A 15910-nucleotide genomic window follows, 5' to 3' on the forward strand; every position below is an offset into this window, starting at 1 on the left:
CGCTGTTTCTGCCGAAGCAAACCCGCTGTCCGTAGGAGCGAGGGGGACGCCGAGTCCTTGCTCGCGAACCCAGGCCACGCAAACGCTTCGCGAGCAAGCTCGCTCCTACAGGCAGGGCCGTTACGCCATTACCGGAACGGCGGTTCGTCGAAGCTGCGCAGCTTGCGCGAGTGCAGCGAGTTGAGCTGATTACGCAGCAAGTCGAGCGCGGCGATGCCGATCTTCAGGTGCTGGGTCACGGCGCGCTCATAGAAGGCATTGGCCGAGCCCGGCAACTTGATTTCACTGTGCAGCGGCTTGTCCGACACGCATAGCAACGTCCCGTAAGGCACACGCAGGCGATAGCCCTGAGCGGCGATGGTGCCGCTTTCCATGTCCACCGCCACGGCTCGCGACAGGTTGATCAGCGGCCGTTCCTGCGCCCAGCGCAGCTCCCAATTACGGTCGTCGTACGTCAGCACGGTGCCGGTGCGCAAACGCCGCTTGAGCGCCTCGCCCTTGTCGCCAGTGACCTGCGCGGCGGCCTCTTGCAGCGCCTGCTGCACCTCGGCCAGTGCCGGCAGCGGAATATGCGGCGGCAGCACCCGGTCGAGAATGCCATCGCGGCGCATATAAGCGTGGGCCAGCACGTAGTCGCCGATCGACTGCGACTGCCGCAATCCGCCGCAGTGGCCGATCATCAGCCAGCAATGGGGGCGCAGCACGGCGAGGTGGTCGGTGATGTTCTTGGCGTTCGAAGGCCCGACGCCGATGTTGACCAGGGTGACGCCGTCGCCATCCTCGGCGATCAGGTGGTAGGCCGGCATCTGGTAGCGGTGCCAGAGCACGCCGCCGATGACCGCCTGAGCCTCGCCCTCTTCCATGCCGCGCTCGATGATGATGTTGCCCGGTAGCACCATGCGCACGAAACGGGTGTCGTCGCGCAGCATGTCGAGGCCATGGCGGATGAACTGATCGACGTAACGGTGATAGTTGGTCAGCAAGATCCACGGCTGCACATGCCGCCAGTCGCTGCCGGTGTAATGCACCAGCCGACGCAACGAAAAATCCATCCGCGCCCCGTCGAACAGCGCCAGCGGATAGGGATCGGCGTGCTCCCAGTCATAGAGCCCGTCGGCGATGTCGTCGGTAGCGGCCGACAGATCGGTGCTGGGAAATACCCGCGCCAGCTCAGCTGCGGTCACACCGGAGCCGGCCAGCTCGTCGCCCTGCTCGATTACATAGGGATAGGGAATGTTGCGGTCGCTGATTCCGACTTCCACCTTCACGCCAAAGTCATGCATCAACGGCTGCAGCTGATCGAGCAGATAACTGCGAAACGCCGCCGGATGAGTCACCGTAACGCTGTAGACGCCCGGCGCCTGCACCTTGGCATAGGCGCGGGTCGAAGCCGGAACTTCGCCATGGCATTCGTAGGTCAAGCGCAGTTCGGGATAGCGAAACGACGCACGCTCGGACGCACTCGGCTCGCTGCGGCTGGCCACGTAACGCTTCAGCGCCTGGTGCAATGAAGCGGTGGCGTGCTCATGCAACTCGGCAAGATGGTCCACCGCCGCTTCGGCGCTGGTGGCAACGCGAAAGGCTTCGCCTGCTGGAGTCATGGTGGTTTCCTTGTTCAGTCGTTGAAACATCTTGCCTGCTGTTCGATGACAGCGGTAGCGGCAACGCCCGACTGTTTATCGGCGAGCATGCAGGTAGCACTGCCGTCCCTTACACCCGCTCTCCCATGGCGCCGCATCGCTGCGGCTCAGTCAGTCGATAAACGGCGCACTCCTCGCCAACAACGCCGTGACATCCAGCCCTCTCGGCAAGGTGCCGAATACCCGCCCGCGACCTTCCAGGCGACTGGCGATGAACGCATCCGAAACCGCCGCGTTACCCGCTTCGAGCAGTAGCTTGGCCTGCAGCGCAACCGCCACATCTTCGGTGAGCTTTCGGGCGCGGTACTGGATGTCGTCGGTGTCGCTGAATGCAGCTTGCAGCCGCTGGATATGCCTTTGAAGTCGTGCATCGCCGTGGCCGTCGCCGAGTTCGGCGAATAGCACTTCGAGCACGCCTGGCTCTTTCGACAGGGCGCGCAATACGTCGAGGCATTGCACGTTGCCGGAGCCTTCCCAGATGGAGTTGACGGGCGCCTCGCGGTACAGCCGCGGCAGAATGGTCTCTTCGACGTAGCCGGCGCCGCCGAGGCATTCGCTGGCTTCGGCGATCATTTCCGGCGCGCGCTTGCAGATCCAATATTTGCCGACCGCGGTGACCAGGCGGGCAAACCTGGCTTCGTGCTCGTCCTGCAGATTATCCAGCGCGCGGCCCATGCGCATGGTCAGCGCCAGCGCGGCTTCGCTTTCCAGGGCGAGATCGGCCAGCACGTTGCGCATCAGCGGCTGTTCGATCAGCGCCCGGCCGCCGACATGGCGATGCGTGCAGTGGTGCATGGCCTGGGTCAGCGCCTGACGCATCAGCGAGCTGGAGCCGATCATGCAGTCGAAGCGGGTCATGCCGACCATTTCGATGATGGTCGGCACGCCGCGCCCTTCCTCGCCGATCATCCAGGCCAGGGCGCCGCGGTATTCAACTTCACTGGACGCGTTAGCCCAGTTGCCGAGCTTGTTCTTCAGTCGCTGGATATAGAACTGGTTGCGGCTGCCGTCGGGGCGATGGCGCGGCAGCAGAAAACAGGACAGGCCCTGGTCGGTCTGCGCCAGGGTCAGAAAGGCGTCGCACATAGGCGCCGAGCAGAACCATTTATGCCCGACCAGCTCGTAGGCCTGTCCCGGGCCGCTCGCGCCGACCGGATAAGCGCGAGTGGTATTGGCACGCACGTCGGTGCCGCCCTGCTTCTCGGTCATGGCCATGCCGATGGTCGCGCCGGTCTTTTGCATCACAGGCAGGTTGCGTGGGTCATATTCGGTCGCCAGTACGCTGGGTAGCCATTGCTCGGCGATGTCCGGCTGTAGCCTCAGCGCCGGCACGCTGGCGAAGGTCATGGTCAACGGGCAACTGCTGCCGGCCTCGGCCTGGTTGTGCAAATACATCAGCCCCGCGCGGGCGACATGGGCACCGGGTTGCGGGTCTGTCCAGGGCAGCGATGGGATGCCGTGGGCGATGGCCGCGTGCATCAGCTCGTGATAGGCGGGATGGAACTCCACCAGATCGATGCGATGACCATAGCGGTCATGGCTCTTGAAGACCGGTTTGTTCTCATTGGCGAGAAAGCCTGCAGCCATCAGTGGCCCGCCCGCCAGCGCGCCATAGGCATCCAGCCGCGATTCGGCCCAGCTGCCCTGGTAACGATGGACCCATTGCTGCAATGGCAGATCGAGACGGTACAGGTTGGCGCCATCGAGTGACGGCACCTGGTTCAGCACCTCGTGGGTTTCAGCGTACGGGTGCAGGCTCATGGCGATCTCCTCGGCAGGCGAAGTGGCGACGACCTGATTGAAGATGCGTTCTCAGCGCTCTTCACAGTTCGCCGGGTCGATGCGAGCCGGCATCTGGTCGGCCCACGAGAAGAAGTGAAGCACGCATGTTTGCATGGAAAAAGCGGGGTTTCAGCCAAACCACGCGCGCAAACCCGCACGGCACGGTAACTGGATGACGGGCGGAAGCGCTCAGATAATCTGTAGCGGCACGCGCACCTGGAAATGAGTCCCGCGGCCAGGCGTGGATTGGCAGGAAATACTGCCGCCCTGCAGCTCGACCAGCTGCCGGCATAGCGAAAGGCCAATGCCCAGGCCGCCGTAGGGTCGAGTCATGCTGCCGTCGAGCTGGCGGAAGTATTGATAAAGCGAGCCATCGGCCGGCGCTTCGAAACCCACGCCGGTATCGATCACGTCCACCGCCAGAACGAACCCGGATTCCTCGTCATGCCCGGCCAGCGCCAGCGTCACGCTGCCCGTCACGGTGAACTTGATGGCGTTGTCGAGCAGATAGCCAAGGCTCTGTTTCAGCTTGCCGGCATCGCCCACCAGGATACGAGGCAGCTCGTTGCTGGTTTCGACCGAGAAGGTCAATCCACGCTTAGTCGCACGGGCGCCGTAGATCACGTCCAGCTCGTCGATCAAGGCGCGCACCCCGAACGACTCGTTGCGCAGCTGCAACTTGCCAGCCTGCAGTTCGGTCAGCGCAAGAATGTCATTGACCAATCGCATCATGTCGCGCGCCGAGCCGGTTGCGATGCGCTGGTACTGTTCCAGCTCGCCACTCAGTTCCAGCGTTCGCATCAAGTCGAGGCTGCCAAGAACGCCGTGCATCGGCGTGCGCAATTCATGGGTTACGTTGGCCAGAAACTGATCCTTGAGTCGGTTGCTTTCGGCCAGTTCCCGGTTCATTTCCTCAAGTTTGCGACCTGTCTCCTGCAGCACCTTGGCGCGCTCTTCCTTCATCGCATTGATGCGGTCGGCCAATGCCAGCGACAGCAGCGCCACCTCGATCGCGGAGCCGATCTGCCCGGCATACATGGTGAAGAAGTTGTGCGGCAGATAGCCCAGGACCATTAGGGTGTTGATCTGCCCACCGACCAGAAAGGTCGTCCAGGCAATCATGAAATAGCGCGCGACCCGCATGCCGCGGTACCAGGCAACGCTACCAGCGACGAAGATGACCAGGATGAACCAGAGCGCCATGAACGTCGCCAACCGCAGCGCCAGCGCATAACTGGCGGTCAGCGACAACACCATGGTCAGCGCGCCTAACCCCACCAACATCAATAACGCAGTGTCGATCCAGGGGCTGTGCTTGTTCGTGTGCAGGAAACTACGGGCGAACTGGCAACCGAAGACGCCCGCAGCGCCGATCAGGAACGGTGTCGAGACATTGGCCCACCACGGCGAATCCGGCCACAGAAACTGGACGCCCAGCCCATTGACCGAGACCTGATACAGGCCGAACGAGGCGATATAGAAGATGTAATAGAGATAACTGCGATCACGCACGCTGAGGAAGATGAACAGGTTGTAGACCAGCATCACCAGCAGCGCGCCGTAGATGATCGCCAGCATGTAGATGTGTGCCGACTGGGCTTCCAGATAAGCCGCTGGCGCCCACAGGGTCAACGGAACCTGGATCGAACCCTGGCTTTCCAGCCGCAGGTAGATTCGCTGCGGCTGATTGGGCGGCAGTTCCAGCTCGAATAAATGATTGCGGTGCTGGATCTGCCGCTCGCCGAAAGGCAGCGCGTCACCACTCGCTTGCGCCAGACGGTAGCCGCCCTGGCCGTCGGGCAGATACAGATCCAGATGATCCAGCGGCGGATAGGCCAGCTCCAGCCACCATCGTCCAGGCCCATGGGGTCGATCGGTTCGGTAATGCAGGTCGATGCGCAGCCAGAACGCCGAACGCGAATAACCGGCGTTGAGCACGTACTCGTCATGACGGACGAATTGCCCGGCCGCGTCGCGTGCGAGCACCTCCTCGATGCTGGCGTCCCGCTCAGGATCTTCCAGCACGGCCACGACCTGACCCAGCGGAAGACGCCGGGTTTTATCGTCAAAGTCGACAGCGCCGGCCAATGCCGGCAGCAGACTGAATAGGAACAACAATATCTGGCGCATAACTGCGGACGCCCCGCCGAGCGCGCCAGGAGAACCCGGCTCCCCTGTTACCTGCGCGACTCGAAATGGGTGGCACTTTAGCATGATCCGGCAGACCGGCACGCCACGTTCTGCTGGCGTCATACCGCACGCACCAGGGTCGCCCAGGCAAGCCGCACGGGTCGATTGGTGATAAGCTCGCACGCCTTAAATCTGGCTGCCTAGCGCCATCACACTCTGTATTCGGGGAACTCATTGATGTCCGGCCCTTGCTCCCGTCCTGTCGTTCTCTGCCTTTCCGGCCACGACCCGAGCGGGGGCGCCGGGTTGCAGGCGGACATCGAGGCGCTGATCGCCCAGGGTTGTCACGCAGCCCCGGCCGTCACCGCGCTGACCGTGCAGGACACCGTCGACGTGTCTGATTTCCGTGTACTGGATCGCGACTGGGTGTTGGCTCAGGCCCACGCCGTGATCGCCGATCTGCCGGTTGCCGCAGTCAAACTGGGCATGCTCGGCTCGGTGGAAATGGTCGAGACCGTCATTGAAATCATGCAGAAACTGCCCGGCGTGCCATTGGTTTGCGACCCGGTGCTGCGTGCCGGCGGCGGCGGCGCGCTGGGCAAGGACGAAGTTGGCTATGCCATGCGCGAGCGGCTTTTCCCCGTATCGACCATCGCAACCCCGAACCTGCCGGAAGCGCGAATTCTCGCCGGACTGCCCGAAGGCAGCGCCGATGAATGCGCGGAGAAACTGCTGCCCTACATTCGCTACCTGCTGATCACCGGCGGACATGGCGATGAGACCGAAGTGCACAACCGCCTGTATTCACGCGACGGCGGTCGTCATGACTTCAGCTGTCAGCGCCTGCCGGGCAGCTATCACGGTTCCGGCTGCACCCTGGCCAGCGCGCTCGCGGGCCGTCTGGCTCTTGGCGAAAACATCGTCAGCGCCGTGAAGTCCGCCCTGGATTACACTTGGCGCACGTTGCGCGATGCCGAAGCGCCGGGTCGCGGGCAATACATTCCCCGTCGCCTGCCGCTGGATCTGGCCTGATTGGAGGATTGCCATGAAAGGCACCGAGTTGCGCGGTCTCTACGCCATCACCGACAGCAAGCTGCTGGCCGATGGGCGCCTGCTGCCGTACGCCGAAGCCGCGTTGAAGGGCGGCGCGCGCCTGCTGCAATACCGCGACAAATCCGATGACGCGGCCCGGCGCCTACGCGAAGCCGAAGCATTGCGCGACCTCTGCCATCGCCATGGCGCGCAACTGATCATCAACGACGATGCCGAACTGGCCGCACGCCTCGACGTCGGCCTGCATCTGGGCCAGGGAGACGGCTCGCTGTCCGCTGCCCGCGCCCTGCTCGGCCGGCGGGCGATCATTGGCGCGACCTGCCATGCGCGGCTGGACCTGGCCGAACAGGCAATCGACGAAGGGGCAAGCTATGTCGCCTTCGGCAGATTCTTCGATTCCAATACCAAACCCGGCGCCCCGGCCGCCACCCCGGAAATGCTCGAACAGGCACGCCAGCGTTTCAGCCAACCGATCACCGTGATCGGCGGCGTGACCATGGAGAACGCACCTGACCTGATCGCTCGCGGCGCCAGCCTCGTTGCCGTGGTGCATGCGCTGTTTGCAGCGGACTCGGCCAGTGAGGTCGAACGCCGCGCGCGGGCATTCAGCGAGCTCTTCGCCGGTAACTGATCGGTGTCATTGGCAGCGGTCGCCGCGCCAGTCCACTCTGTACTTTTCTCTATTTCCGAGAGGCCACGCATGTCCCGTTCCGAAACCCTCTTCGCCAGCGCTCAGAACCACATCCCAGGCGGCGTCAACTCGCCAGTGCGTGCCTTCCGCAGCGTCGGCGGCACGCCACTGTTTCTCAAGCACGCCGAAGGTGCCTACGTCACGGACGAGGATGACAAGCGCTATGTCGACTACGTCGGGTCCTGGGGTCCGATGATTCTCGGCCACAGCCATCCGGAGGTACTCGACGCGGTTCGCAACCAGTTGCAGCACGGCCTGTCGTATGGCGCGCCGACCGCCATGGAAACCGAGATGGCCGAACTGGTTTGCAGCCTGGTGCCGTCGATGGAAATGGTGCGCATGGTCAGTTCCGGCACCGAGGCGACGATGAGCGCCATCCGCCTGGCTCGCGGCTATACCGGCCGCGACAGCATCATCAAATTCGAGGGCTGCTACCACGGTCATTCCGACAGCCTGCTGGTCAAGGCCGGGTCGGGCGCGCTGACCCAGGGCGTACCCAGCTCCGCAGGCGTGCCGGCGGCATTCGCCAAGCACACCCTGACACTGCCGTTCAACGATCTGTCCGCAGTCGAGCAAATGCTCTCAGAGGTCGGCAACGAGGTCGCCTGCATCATCGTCGAGCCGGTTGCCGGCAACATGAACTGCGTGCCGCCGGCGCCCGGCTACCTGCAAGGGCTACGCGAGCAGTGCGACAAGCACGGCGTGGTGCTGATCTTCGACGAAGTGATGACGGGCTTTCGCGTCGCGCTCGGCGGCGCGCAGGCTCACTATGGCGTGACCCCGGACCTGACCACCTTCGGCAAGATCATCGGCGGCGGCATGCCGGTCGGCTGTTTTGGCGGCAAGCGCGCCATCATGGAACGCATCGCTCCACTGGGCCCGGTCTACCAGGCCGGCACGCTCTCCGGTAACCCGCTGGCGATGGCGGCGGGGCTCACCACGCTAAACTTGATCAAACGCCCGGGCTTTCATGCCGAGCTCACCGACTACACCACTCGCATGCTGCAAGGTCTGAAGGAACGTGCAGTGGCGGCCGGGATTCCCTTTGTCACCACACAGGTAGGCGGCATGTTCGGTCTGTACTTCAGCGAGGCCAACGACATCGTTACTTTCGATGACGTGCTGGCAAGCGACGCCGAGCGCTTCAAGCAATTTTTCCACGCCATGCTCGATGGCGGCGTGTACCTGGCACCCAGCGCGTTCGAGGCCGGTTTCACCTCCATCGCCCATGGCGACAAGGAGCTGCAGATAACCCTCGATGCCGCCGAGCGCGCCTTCGCTCGATTGAAGTGAGCCCGATGCTCGAGCTGTTGCAAGCCACCCTGTTGACGCTGGCCGCATTGGCCAGCGCAGTCTGGATCGGTAAGGCCCGCCGCGGTTATGACGAGCCGGAGCAGCCAGCGCTATTCTGCGCCCTGCTCGCTTTCAGCCTGGCTGCCGGTACTGGAGCCTGTGCCGTGGCGAGACTGGCGCTTGGCCAAGACACCCTTGAAGCAGAGCGCTGGTTATTGCAGGCGACGATGCTGCTCGGGCTACCGCTGGTCGGCGTGGCGGCGTTGACCTTGGGCCGCAGATGGCGGTGGAGCCGCCCGAACTGGGGCAGAGTCGTGCTGGGGCTGTGCGCCTTTTTCGAACTCGCCAGGCAGCTTGGCTGGAGCGCGCCTTATGAGCTCGCACTGGGTCTGACCAGCGCGCTGCTGGTGCTTTACGCAGGCCTGCTGCAATGGCCCGCACGCCTGCAGGCCAGTGCTGGCGTGGCCGGCGGTGCCTTGATACTGATCGCGCTGCCCTGGACCGGACTGTCGATCGGACCCAACCCGTTCGGTGCCTTTCAGCAACTCTGGCTCGCGCTGGCCTGCCCGGTCACAGCCTGGCTACTGCTCAATCTCCCCGGCAATCCTCGCGAGGTGGGCAGCGCGCCCGCGTAAAAAGCCCGGCACGCGCGATCAAAGCCTTTGTAAGCCGGCAACGGCTTATCCATAATGTGACCGTCGGCTCGTTTTACGCCGGCCCTTCAATCACCGCCCTGATCTCCGAGGCGCTTTGATCCATGACTCGCACCGGTCGCAGCCTCGCCCTTGGCTGCCTGCTGCTTCTCTCGCCCATGCTGGCCATGGCGGGCGGCAATTCGCTGCTGATTCCCGCCACCTCGCGCTGCGCCCTCAACACCGTGCCGGAAGAAATGCATGAAGCCCTGCGCGCATGCGAGCGGGCCGCCGGCGAAGGCGATCTGCAAGCGGCCTACGAGCTCGGCGAGTACCACTACGATGGCCGCCGCGCGCCGCGCGACCTGGCCAAGGCGCTGCACTGGTTCGAGCAGGCATCGCTGCACGGGCACGCCTTGGCCCAGCATCGACTCGGCGTGATGTTCTTTCGCGGCGAAGGTGTGCCGGCCAACAACGTACAGGCCTATGTGGTGCTGAAGATGTCGGCGGTCAATGGCGCGGAAGACGCGCTGGACACCGCTGATCGCGTCTCCGCCCAGATGCGCCGCGACGAACTGGAAATCGCCACCCAGGTTCTGGGGCAGATCTTTCGCGACTATCTGATGGATCTGCAGACGGCGGGGGAATAAGGCTAGAGGCTAGACAGCGTTCGACCCACCACCGATCCGTCCAATTCTTTTCCATCGACTCAGCGTTCGGCCTCAGCTGCTTTCATCGTCCAGCTTCCAGCCTCCAGCGCTTTTATCGTCTTTCAGCTTTTACCGGCTTCCGCTTTTCTCCCCCTCGTCCTGAGCCTATAATCGCCGGTCATTTTTTGCACAACGTCGGCCCGTAACATGACCCGCAAGCTTTATATCGAAACCCACGGCTGCCAGATGAACGAGTACGACAGCTCGCGCATGGTCGACCTGCTGGGTGAGCAGCAGCCCCTCGAAATTACTGCGAACCCGGCGGATGCCGACGTGATTCTGCTCAATACCTGCTCGATTCGCGAAAAGGCGCAGGAGAAGGTGTTCTCTCAGCTGGGTCGCTGGCGTGAGTTGAAACTGGAAAACCCGCAACTGGTCATCGGCGTCGGCGGCTGCGTGGCGAGCCAGGAGGGCGCGGCGATCCGCGACCGTGCGCCCTACGTGGACGTCGTTTTCGGCCCGCAAACCCTGCATCGCCTCCCGGAGATGATCGACGCGGCACGCACGACGAAACAGCCGCAGGTCGATATTTCCTTTCCCGAAATCGAGAAATTCGATCGCCTGCCCGAGCCGCGCGTCGACGGCCCGACCGCATTCGTCTCGGTCATGGAAGGCTGCAGCAAATATTGCACCTTCTGCGTGGTGCCCTACACCCGCGGAGAAGAAGTCAGCCGCCCCTTCGACGACGTGATCGCCGAGGTGATTCACCTGGCCGAGAACGGTGTCCGTGAGGTGACGCTGCTCGGCCAGAACGTCAACGGCTACCGTGGCGCAACCCATGACGGGCAAACAGCCGATCTGGCCGAACTGATCCGCGTGGTAGCGGCTGTCGACGGCATCGACCGTATTCGCTACACCACCAGCCATCCGCTGGAGTTTTCCGATGCGCTGATCCAGGCCCATGCCGAAGTGCCGGAACTGGTCAAATACCTGCACCTGCCCGTGCAGTCCGGCTCGGACCGCGTGCTCGCCGGCATGAAACGCAACCACACCGCACTGGAATATAAATCGCGCATCCGCAAGCTCAAGGCCGCGGTTCCGGACATTCTGATCAGCTCAGACTTCATCGTCGGTTTCCCGGGCGAAACCGACAAGGATTTCGAGCAGACCATGAAGCTGATCGAAGATGTCGGCTTCGACTTCTCCTACTCCTTCGTCTACAGCTCACGCCCCGGCACACCGGCGGCGGATCTGGTCGACGAGACCCCGGAAGCCGTGAAGAAGCAGCGCCTGGCGATCCTGCAACAGCGGATCAATCAGCAGGGTTTCGAGAACAGCCGACGAATGGCCGGCACCGTCCAGCGCATTCTGGTCACCGACTACTCCAAGAAAGACCCAGGCATGCTCCAGGGCCGCACAGAGCACAACCGCATCGTCAACTTCCGCTGCGACAATCCCCGCCTGATCGGTCAGTTCGTCGAGGTTTACATCGACGATGCCCTGCCGCATTCGTTGCGCGGTAGTTTGATCGGCTGAATCCGGAACGAGTCGGCGCTATTACGTTTCGGCCCTACGGAAGAACCGTAGGGCCGGCCAACCCCGCCAGGCCTACGCGAAGCCAGCTCCGTTCGGCGGATTTTTACCGGCCGGCATCACCGCGACTTTTTCGTCCCGCCCTCCAGCGCCAGCGTTTCTTAATCATCTTTCGACTTTTTACAGCTGCTTTCGGCCGCTGCTTTTTTCGCTGCGCGGCGCTATTCTCACCCAACCCCTTATCAAAGCAGGTCAATCAAAAGCCCTTGAACGCCCCTATAGAGCCTCATCGTTTTACCCTCGAGCCCTTTGAAGCCAGCCGCTTCGCCAATTTGTGCGGTCAATTCGACGAGCATTTGCGCCTGATCGAACAACGCCTCGAGCTGGAGATCCGCAACCGTGGCAATCAGTTCGAACTGATCGGGCCAGCCGATGTGGCGAAATCCGCCGAAAACCTCCTGCGACGCCTGTATCGTGAGACCAAGAGCACCGAACTCTCGCCAGATATGGTGCACCTGTTCCTGCAGGAATCGGGCATGGAGGAGTTTGCCAATCCTTCCACCACGCCAAACATTTCGCTGCGCACGCGCAAGGGCAACATTCGCCCGCGCGGAGCCAACCAGCAGCGCTACGTGCAATCCATCCTCGATAACGACATCAACTTCGGCATCGGCCCGGCCGGTACCGGCAAGACCTATCTGGCGGTCGCCTGCGCCGTCGATGCTCTGGAGCGCGAACAGATCCGCCGCATCCTGCTGGTGCGCCCTGCGGTCGAGGCCGGTGAAAAGCTGGGTTTCCTGCCGGGTGACCTGGCACAGAAGATCGACCCCTATCTGCGTCCGCTGTACGACGCGCTCTACGAAATGCTCGGCTTCGAGCACGTGGCGCGGCTGATCGAAAAACAGGTGATCGAGATCGCACCGCTGGCGTACATGCGCGGCCGGACCCTGAACAACAGCTTCATCATTCTCGACGAAAGCCAGAACACCACGCTGGAACAGATGAAGATGTTCCTGACGCGTATCGGCTTCGGCTCGACCGCCGTGATCACAGGCGACATCACCCAGGTCGATCTGCCGCGCGGCACCAAGAGCGGGCTGGCGCATGTGATCGAGGTGCTCAAGGACGTCAACGGCATCAGCTTCACTCACTTCAAGCCCAAGGATGTGGTGCGTCACCCGCTGGTGCAGCGCATCGTCGAGGCATACGAGGCCTTCGAGGACAAGCAGCCGGGCAGACGAAACACTCAGGACCGCGACAGTGATTGAGCTTGACGTGCAATGCGCCAGCAACGGCGCGGTACCTGATGAAGCAAACCTGCGCCGCTGGTGTGAGCTGGCGCTGCGCCAGCGCAGCGGGGATTCAGAGCTGACCATTCGTCTGGTCGACGAACCCGAGGGCCGCGAGCTGAATCGCACCTGGAGGCAGAAAGACTACGCCACCAACGTGCTCTCCTTCCCCGCCGATGTGCCGGACGGACCGGGCGGCGTTCCGCTGTTGGATATCCCGCTTCTGGGCGATCTGGTGATTTGCGTGCCGGTGGTCGAGCGCGAAGCGGCCGAACAGGGCAAGACGCCGCAGGCGCACTGGGCGCATCTGGTGATTCACGGCTGCCTGCACCTGCTCGGCTACGATCACATCGACGACGACGAAGCCGAAGAAATGGAAAGCCTCGAGCGCCATCTACTGGCGGAACTGGGTCACGCCGACCCCTATGCCACCGAATAGCCCGAACGGGCAACTGCAAGGACCATCGAGTCAAAGACATGAGCGAAGACCAATCGAGCAACGGGCAGAAGTCCTGGTTTGGGAAAATCACCCAGGCTTTTGCCCACGAGCCGAAAAACCGTGAGGAGCTGCTGGATGTACTGCGCGGCGCCCATCAGAACAAACTGCTGGACAACGAAGCGCTGGCCATCGTCGAGGGCGCCATTCAGGTCGCCGATCTGCAGGTGCGCGACATCATGGTGCCGCGTTCGCAAGTGATGAGCATCCGGGCCGACCAGGCACCGAAGGACTTTCTGCCGGCGATCATTTCCGCCGCGCACTCGCGCTATCCGGTCGTCGGCGACAGCCTCGACGAAGTGATCGGCGTACTGCTGGCCAAGGATCTGCTCCCTCTGATCCTGCAGGACGACCAGCACAATTTCGACATCAAGGATCTGCTGCGCCCCGCCACCTTCGTGCCGGAGTCCAAGCGCCTTAACGTGCTGCTGCGCGAATTCCGCGCCAACCACAGCCACATGGCCATCGTCATCGACGAATATGGCGGCGTCGCCGGCCTGGTGACCATCGAAGACGTGCTGGAGCAGATCGTCGGCGACATCGAAGACGAGCATGACATCGAGGAAGACAGCTACATCCGCCCATTGCCCAGCGGCGACTTTCTGGTCAAGGCGCTGACGCCGATCGACAGTTTCAACGAGTTCTTTGGGAGTGAATTCCCGGACGAAGAATTCGACACCGTCGCCGGCCTGGTCATGGGCACCTTCGGTCACCTACCCAAGCGTAACGAGGTCACCGAAATCGATGGCTTCCGCTTCCGGGTACTGAACGCCGATAGCCGCCGGGTGCATATGTTGAGAGTCAGCCGGATTAACGGCTAAGGCTGGAGGCTGGAGGCTGGAGGCTGGAGGCTGGAGGCTGGAGGCTGGAGGCTGGAGGCTGGAGGCTGGAGGCGAATCAGTGTCAGGGCTGTCGTATCACTGCCGTCAAGCTTTTACTTCCCGCTTCAAGCTTCCGGCTTCAAGCTGCTTTTCATCGTCCAGCTTTCCAGCCTCCAGCGCTTTTAATCGTCTTTCAGCTTTTTTCCGTCTTTCAGCTTTTTAAGGATCCCCGATGCTCTGGATAACCCGCTCCGGCTGGCCGGGTAACCTGCTGGCGCTAGCCGCCGGTGCCCTGACAACCCTGTCGCTCGCGCCCTTCGATATCTGGCCGCTGGCCCTGCTGTCGATCGGCATGATCTATCTGGGCCTGCGCGAACTGACGCCGAAGCAGGCGGCTGGCCGCGGCTGGTGTTACGGCTTCGGCCTGTTCGCTTCGGGCGTGAGTTGGGTTTACGTCAGTATCCATGACTTCGGCGCGGCGCCGCCTGTGCTGGCGGGCGCGCTGACGCTGGGCTTCGTCTCCGGCCTGGCATTGTTCTTCGCCCTGCTCGGCTGGCTCTGGTCGCGCGGGTTGCGACCACAAGGCGCGCCCCTGCTCAGCGCGCTGGCCTTCGCCGCGTTGTGGCTCGCGCTGGATGCGCTGCGCGGCTGGGTGCTGACAGGCTTTCCGTGGCTCTATGCCGGCTACAGTCAACTCGACGGCCCCTTGGCGGCGCTTGCACCGCTTGGTGGGGTCTGGCTGCTCAGCTTCGCGATCGTGCTGACGGCGACACTGCTGATCGAACTGCCTCGGCTGTTTGCCTATAAAGGTGCGCTGATCGGCTCGCTGGCGATACTGGTGGCGCTCTGGGGCGGTGCGATGGGCATCGGACAGCACGCCTGGACGCAGACCAAGGGCGAGCCGCTCACGGTTGCGGCGATGCAGGGCAACGTCGCGCAGAGCATGAAATGGGATCCAAAAAAACTCGAGATGCAGCTGCTGCTCTATCGCGACATGACATTCCGCAGCCGCCCAACCGACCTCATCGTCTGGCCCGAAACCGCAGTGCCCATCCTCAAGGAACACGCCGAGGGCTACCTGACGATGATGAATCGCTTCGCGCAGGAGCGGCAGTCGGTGCTGATCACCGGGGTGCCGGTTCGCCAACCCAACGCCGAAGGTGAATTGCGTTACTACAACGGCCTGACGACTACCGGGGATGGGCAAGGCACCTACCTGAAACAGAAACTGGTGCCCTTTGGCGAGTACGTGCCCCTGCAGGACCTGTTGCGCGGCCTGATCGCCTTCTTCGATCTGCCAATGTCCGACTTCGCCCGTGGCTCGCCAGGGCAGGCATTACTACAGGCGAAGGGTTATCAGATTGCGCCCTTCATCTGTTACGAGGTCGTCTATCCCGAGTTCGCCGCCAGCCTCGCGGCACAGAGCGACATCTTGCTCACCGTCAGCAACGACGCCTGGTTCGGCCATTCCATCGGCCCCTTGCAGCATCTGCAGATGGCGCAGATGCGCGCGCTGGAAGCCGGACGCTGGATGATTCGTGCCACCAACAATGGCGTCACGGTACTGATCGATCCCCAAGGCCGTATCGTCGAGGAGATTCCGGCATTCGAAGAAGCTGTGCTCTATGGCGAAGTCACGCCCATGCAGGGGCTGACGCCGTATCTGCAGTGGCGCTCCTGGCCGCTTATCCTTCTGTGCACAGCGCTACTGATCTGGGCGCTTGCGAGGCGCAAAGACCGGAAAGCTTCGTAGGGCGGAAATTTTTCCGCCTTGCGGAACATCGAACCGCGCGTCCGTGGCGGATTGAAATCCGCCCTACGCAGGGCTGGAAGCTGGAAGCTGGAAGCTGGAAGCTGGAAGCTGGAAGCTGGAAGCTGGAAGCTGGAAGCTGGAAGCTGG

13 protein-coding genes are annotated in these 15910 nt (G+C 62.7%); 10 read left to right on the forward strand and 3 right to left on the reverse strand.

All coding sequences use genetic code 11. The features are described from left to right. Window positions 1-128: 128 nt before the first annotated feature. The 3 genes from amn to NA645_RS09165 form a co-directional block, all read right to left on the reverse strand. Window positions 129-1601: an AMP nucleosidase gene (gene amn, locus NA645_RS09155; RefSeq protein WP_423836569.1), complete on the reverse strand. Its 1473-nt coding sequence runs from the start codon at window positions 1599-1601 to the stop codon at window positions 129-131. A 150-nt stretch (window positions 1602-1751) separates the two neighbouring features. Next, window positions 1752-3401, reverse strand: a complete 1650-nt coding sequence (locus NA645_RS09160) for an acyl-CoA dehydrogenase family protein (RefSeq protein ID WP_256048507.1) — start codon at window positions 3399-3401, stop codon at window positions 1752-1754. A gap of 210 nt (window positions 3402-3611) precedes the next feature. Beyond that, window positions 3612-5552, reverse strand: coding sequence for a sensor histidine kinase (locus tag NA645_RS09165; protein WP_423836570.1), 1941 nt, complete (start codon window positions 5550-5552; stop codon window positions 3612-3614). 237 nt (window positions 5553-5789) lie between these two features. Between NA645_RS09165 and NA645_RS09170 the strand changes: the two genes are divergently transcribed. The 10 genes from NA645_RS09170 to lnt all read left to right on the forward strand — a co-directional run bounded on the left by NA645_RS09170 (window position 5790) and on the right by lnt (window position 15763). Beyond that, window positions 5790-6584, forward strand: coding sequence for a hydroxymethylpyrimidine/phosphomethylpyrimidine kinase (locus tag NA645_RS09170; protein ID WP_256048508.1), 795 nt, complete (start codon window positions 5790-5792; stop codon window positions 6582-6584). 13 nt (window positions 6585-6597) lie between these two features. Next, window positions 6598-7236, forward strand: a complete 639-nt coding sequence (thiE, locus tag NA645_RS09175) for a thiamine phosphate synthase (protein ID WP_256048509.1) — start codon at window positions 6598-6600, stop codon at window positions 7234-7236. 69 nt (window positions 7237-7305) lie between these two features. After that, on the forward strand, window positions 7306-8589 hold the full coding sequence (gene hemL / locus NA645_RS09180) for a glutamate-1-semialdehyde 2,1-aminomutase (protein WP_256048510.1): 1284 nt from the start codon (window positions 7306-7308) through the stop codon (window positions 8587-8589). 5 nt (window positions 8590-8594) lie between these two features. After that, window positions 8595-9224, forward strand: coding sequence for a hypothetical protein (locus NA645_RS09185; protein WP_256048511.1), 630 nt, complete (start codon window positions 8595-8597; stop codon window positions 9222-9224). A 122-nt stretch (window positions 9225-9346) separates the two neighbouring features. Next, a complete protein-coding gene (locus NA645_RS09190) occupies window positions 9347-9871 on the forward strand; it encodes a tetratricopeptide repeat protein (RefSeq protein WP_256048512.1) in 525 nt (174 codons plus the stop codon). Between the two features lie 207 nt (window positions 9872-10078). Beyond that, the gene (gene miaB, locus NA645_RS09195; RefSeq protein ID WP_256048513.1) at window positions 10079-11407 is read left to right on the forward strand and encodes a tRNA (N6-isopentenyl adenosine(37)-C2)-methylthiotransferase MiaB; all 1329 of its coding nucleotides are present in this window, start codon (window positions 10079-10081) and stop codon (window positions 11405-11407) included. A 263-nt stretch (window positions 11408-11670) separates the two neighbouring features. Next, on the forward strand, window positions 11671-12672 hold the full coding sequence (locus NA645_RS09200; protein ID WP_256048514.1) for a PhoH family protein: 1002 nt from the start codon (window positions 11671-11673) through the stop codon (window positions 12670-12672). Then, window positions 12665-13132: an rRNA maturation RNase YbeY gene (ybeY, locus tag NA645_RS09205; RefSeq protein ID WP_256048515.1), complete on the forward strand. Its 468-nt coding sequence runs from the start codon at window positions 12665-12667 to the stop codon at window positions 13130-13132. The genes NA645_RS09200 and ybeY overlap by 8 nt, the downstream gene beginning before the upstream one ends. A gap of 38 nt (window positions 13133-13170) precedes the next feature. Beyond that, on the forward strand, window positions 13171-14010 hold the full coding sequence (locus NA645_RS09210; protein ID WP_256048516.1) for an HlyC/CorC family transporter: 840 nt from the start codon (window positions 13171-13173) through the stop codon (window positions 14008-14010). Window positions 14011-14242: 232 nt separating this feature from the next. After that, entirely contained in the window at window positions 14243-15763 is a 1521-nt protein-coding gene (gene lnt / locus NA645_RS09215) for an apolipoprotein N-acyltransferase (RefSeq protein WP_256048517.1), read from the forward strand. Window positions 15764-15910: the final 147 nt, after the last annotated feature.

Origin of the sequence: Stutzerimonas stutzeri, from assembly GCF_024448955.1 — a bacterium.
GTDB lineage: Bacteria > Pseudomonadota > Gammaproteobacteria > Pseudomonadales > Pseudomonadaceae > Stutzerimonas > Stutzerimonas stutzeri_AQ.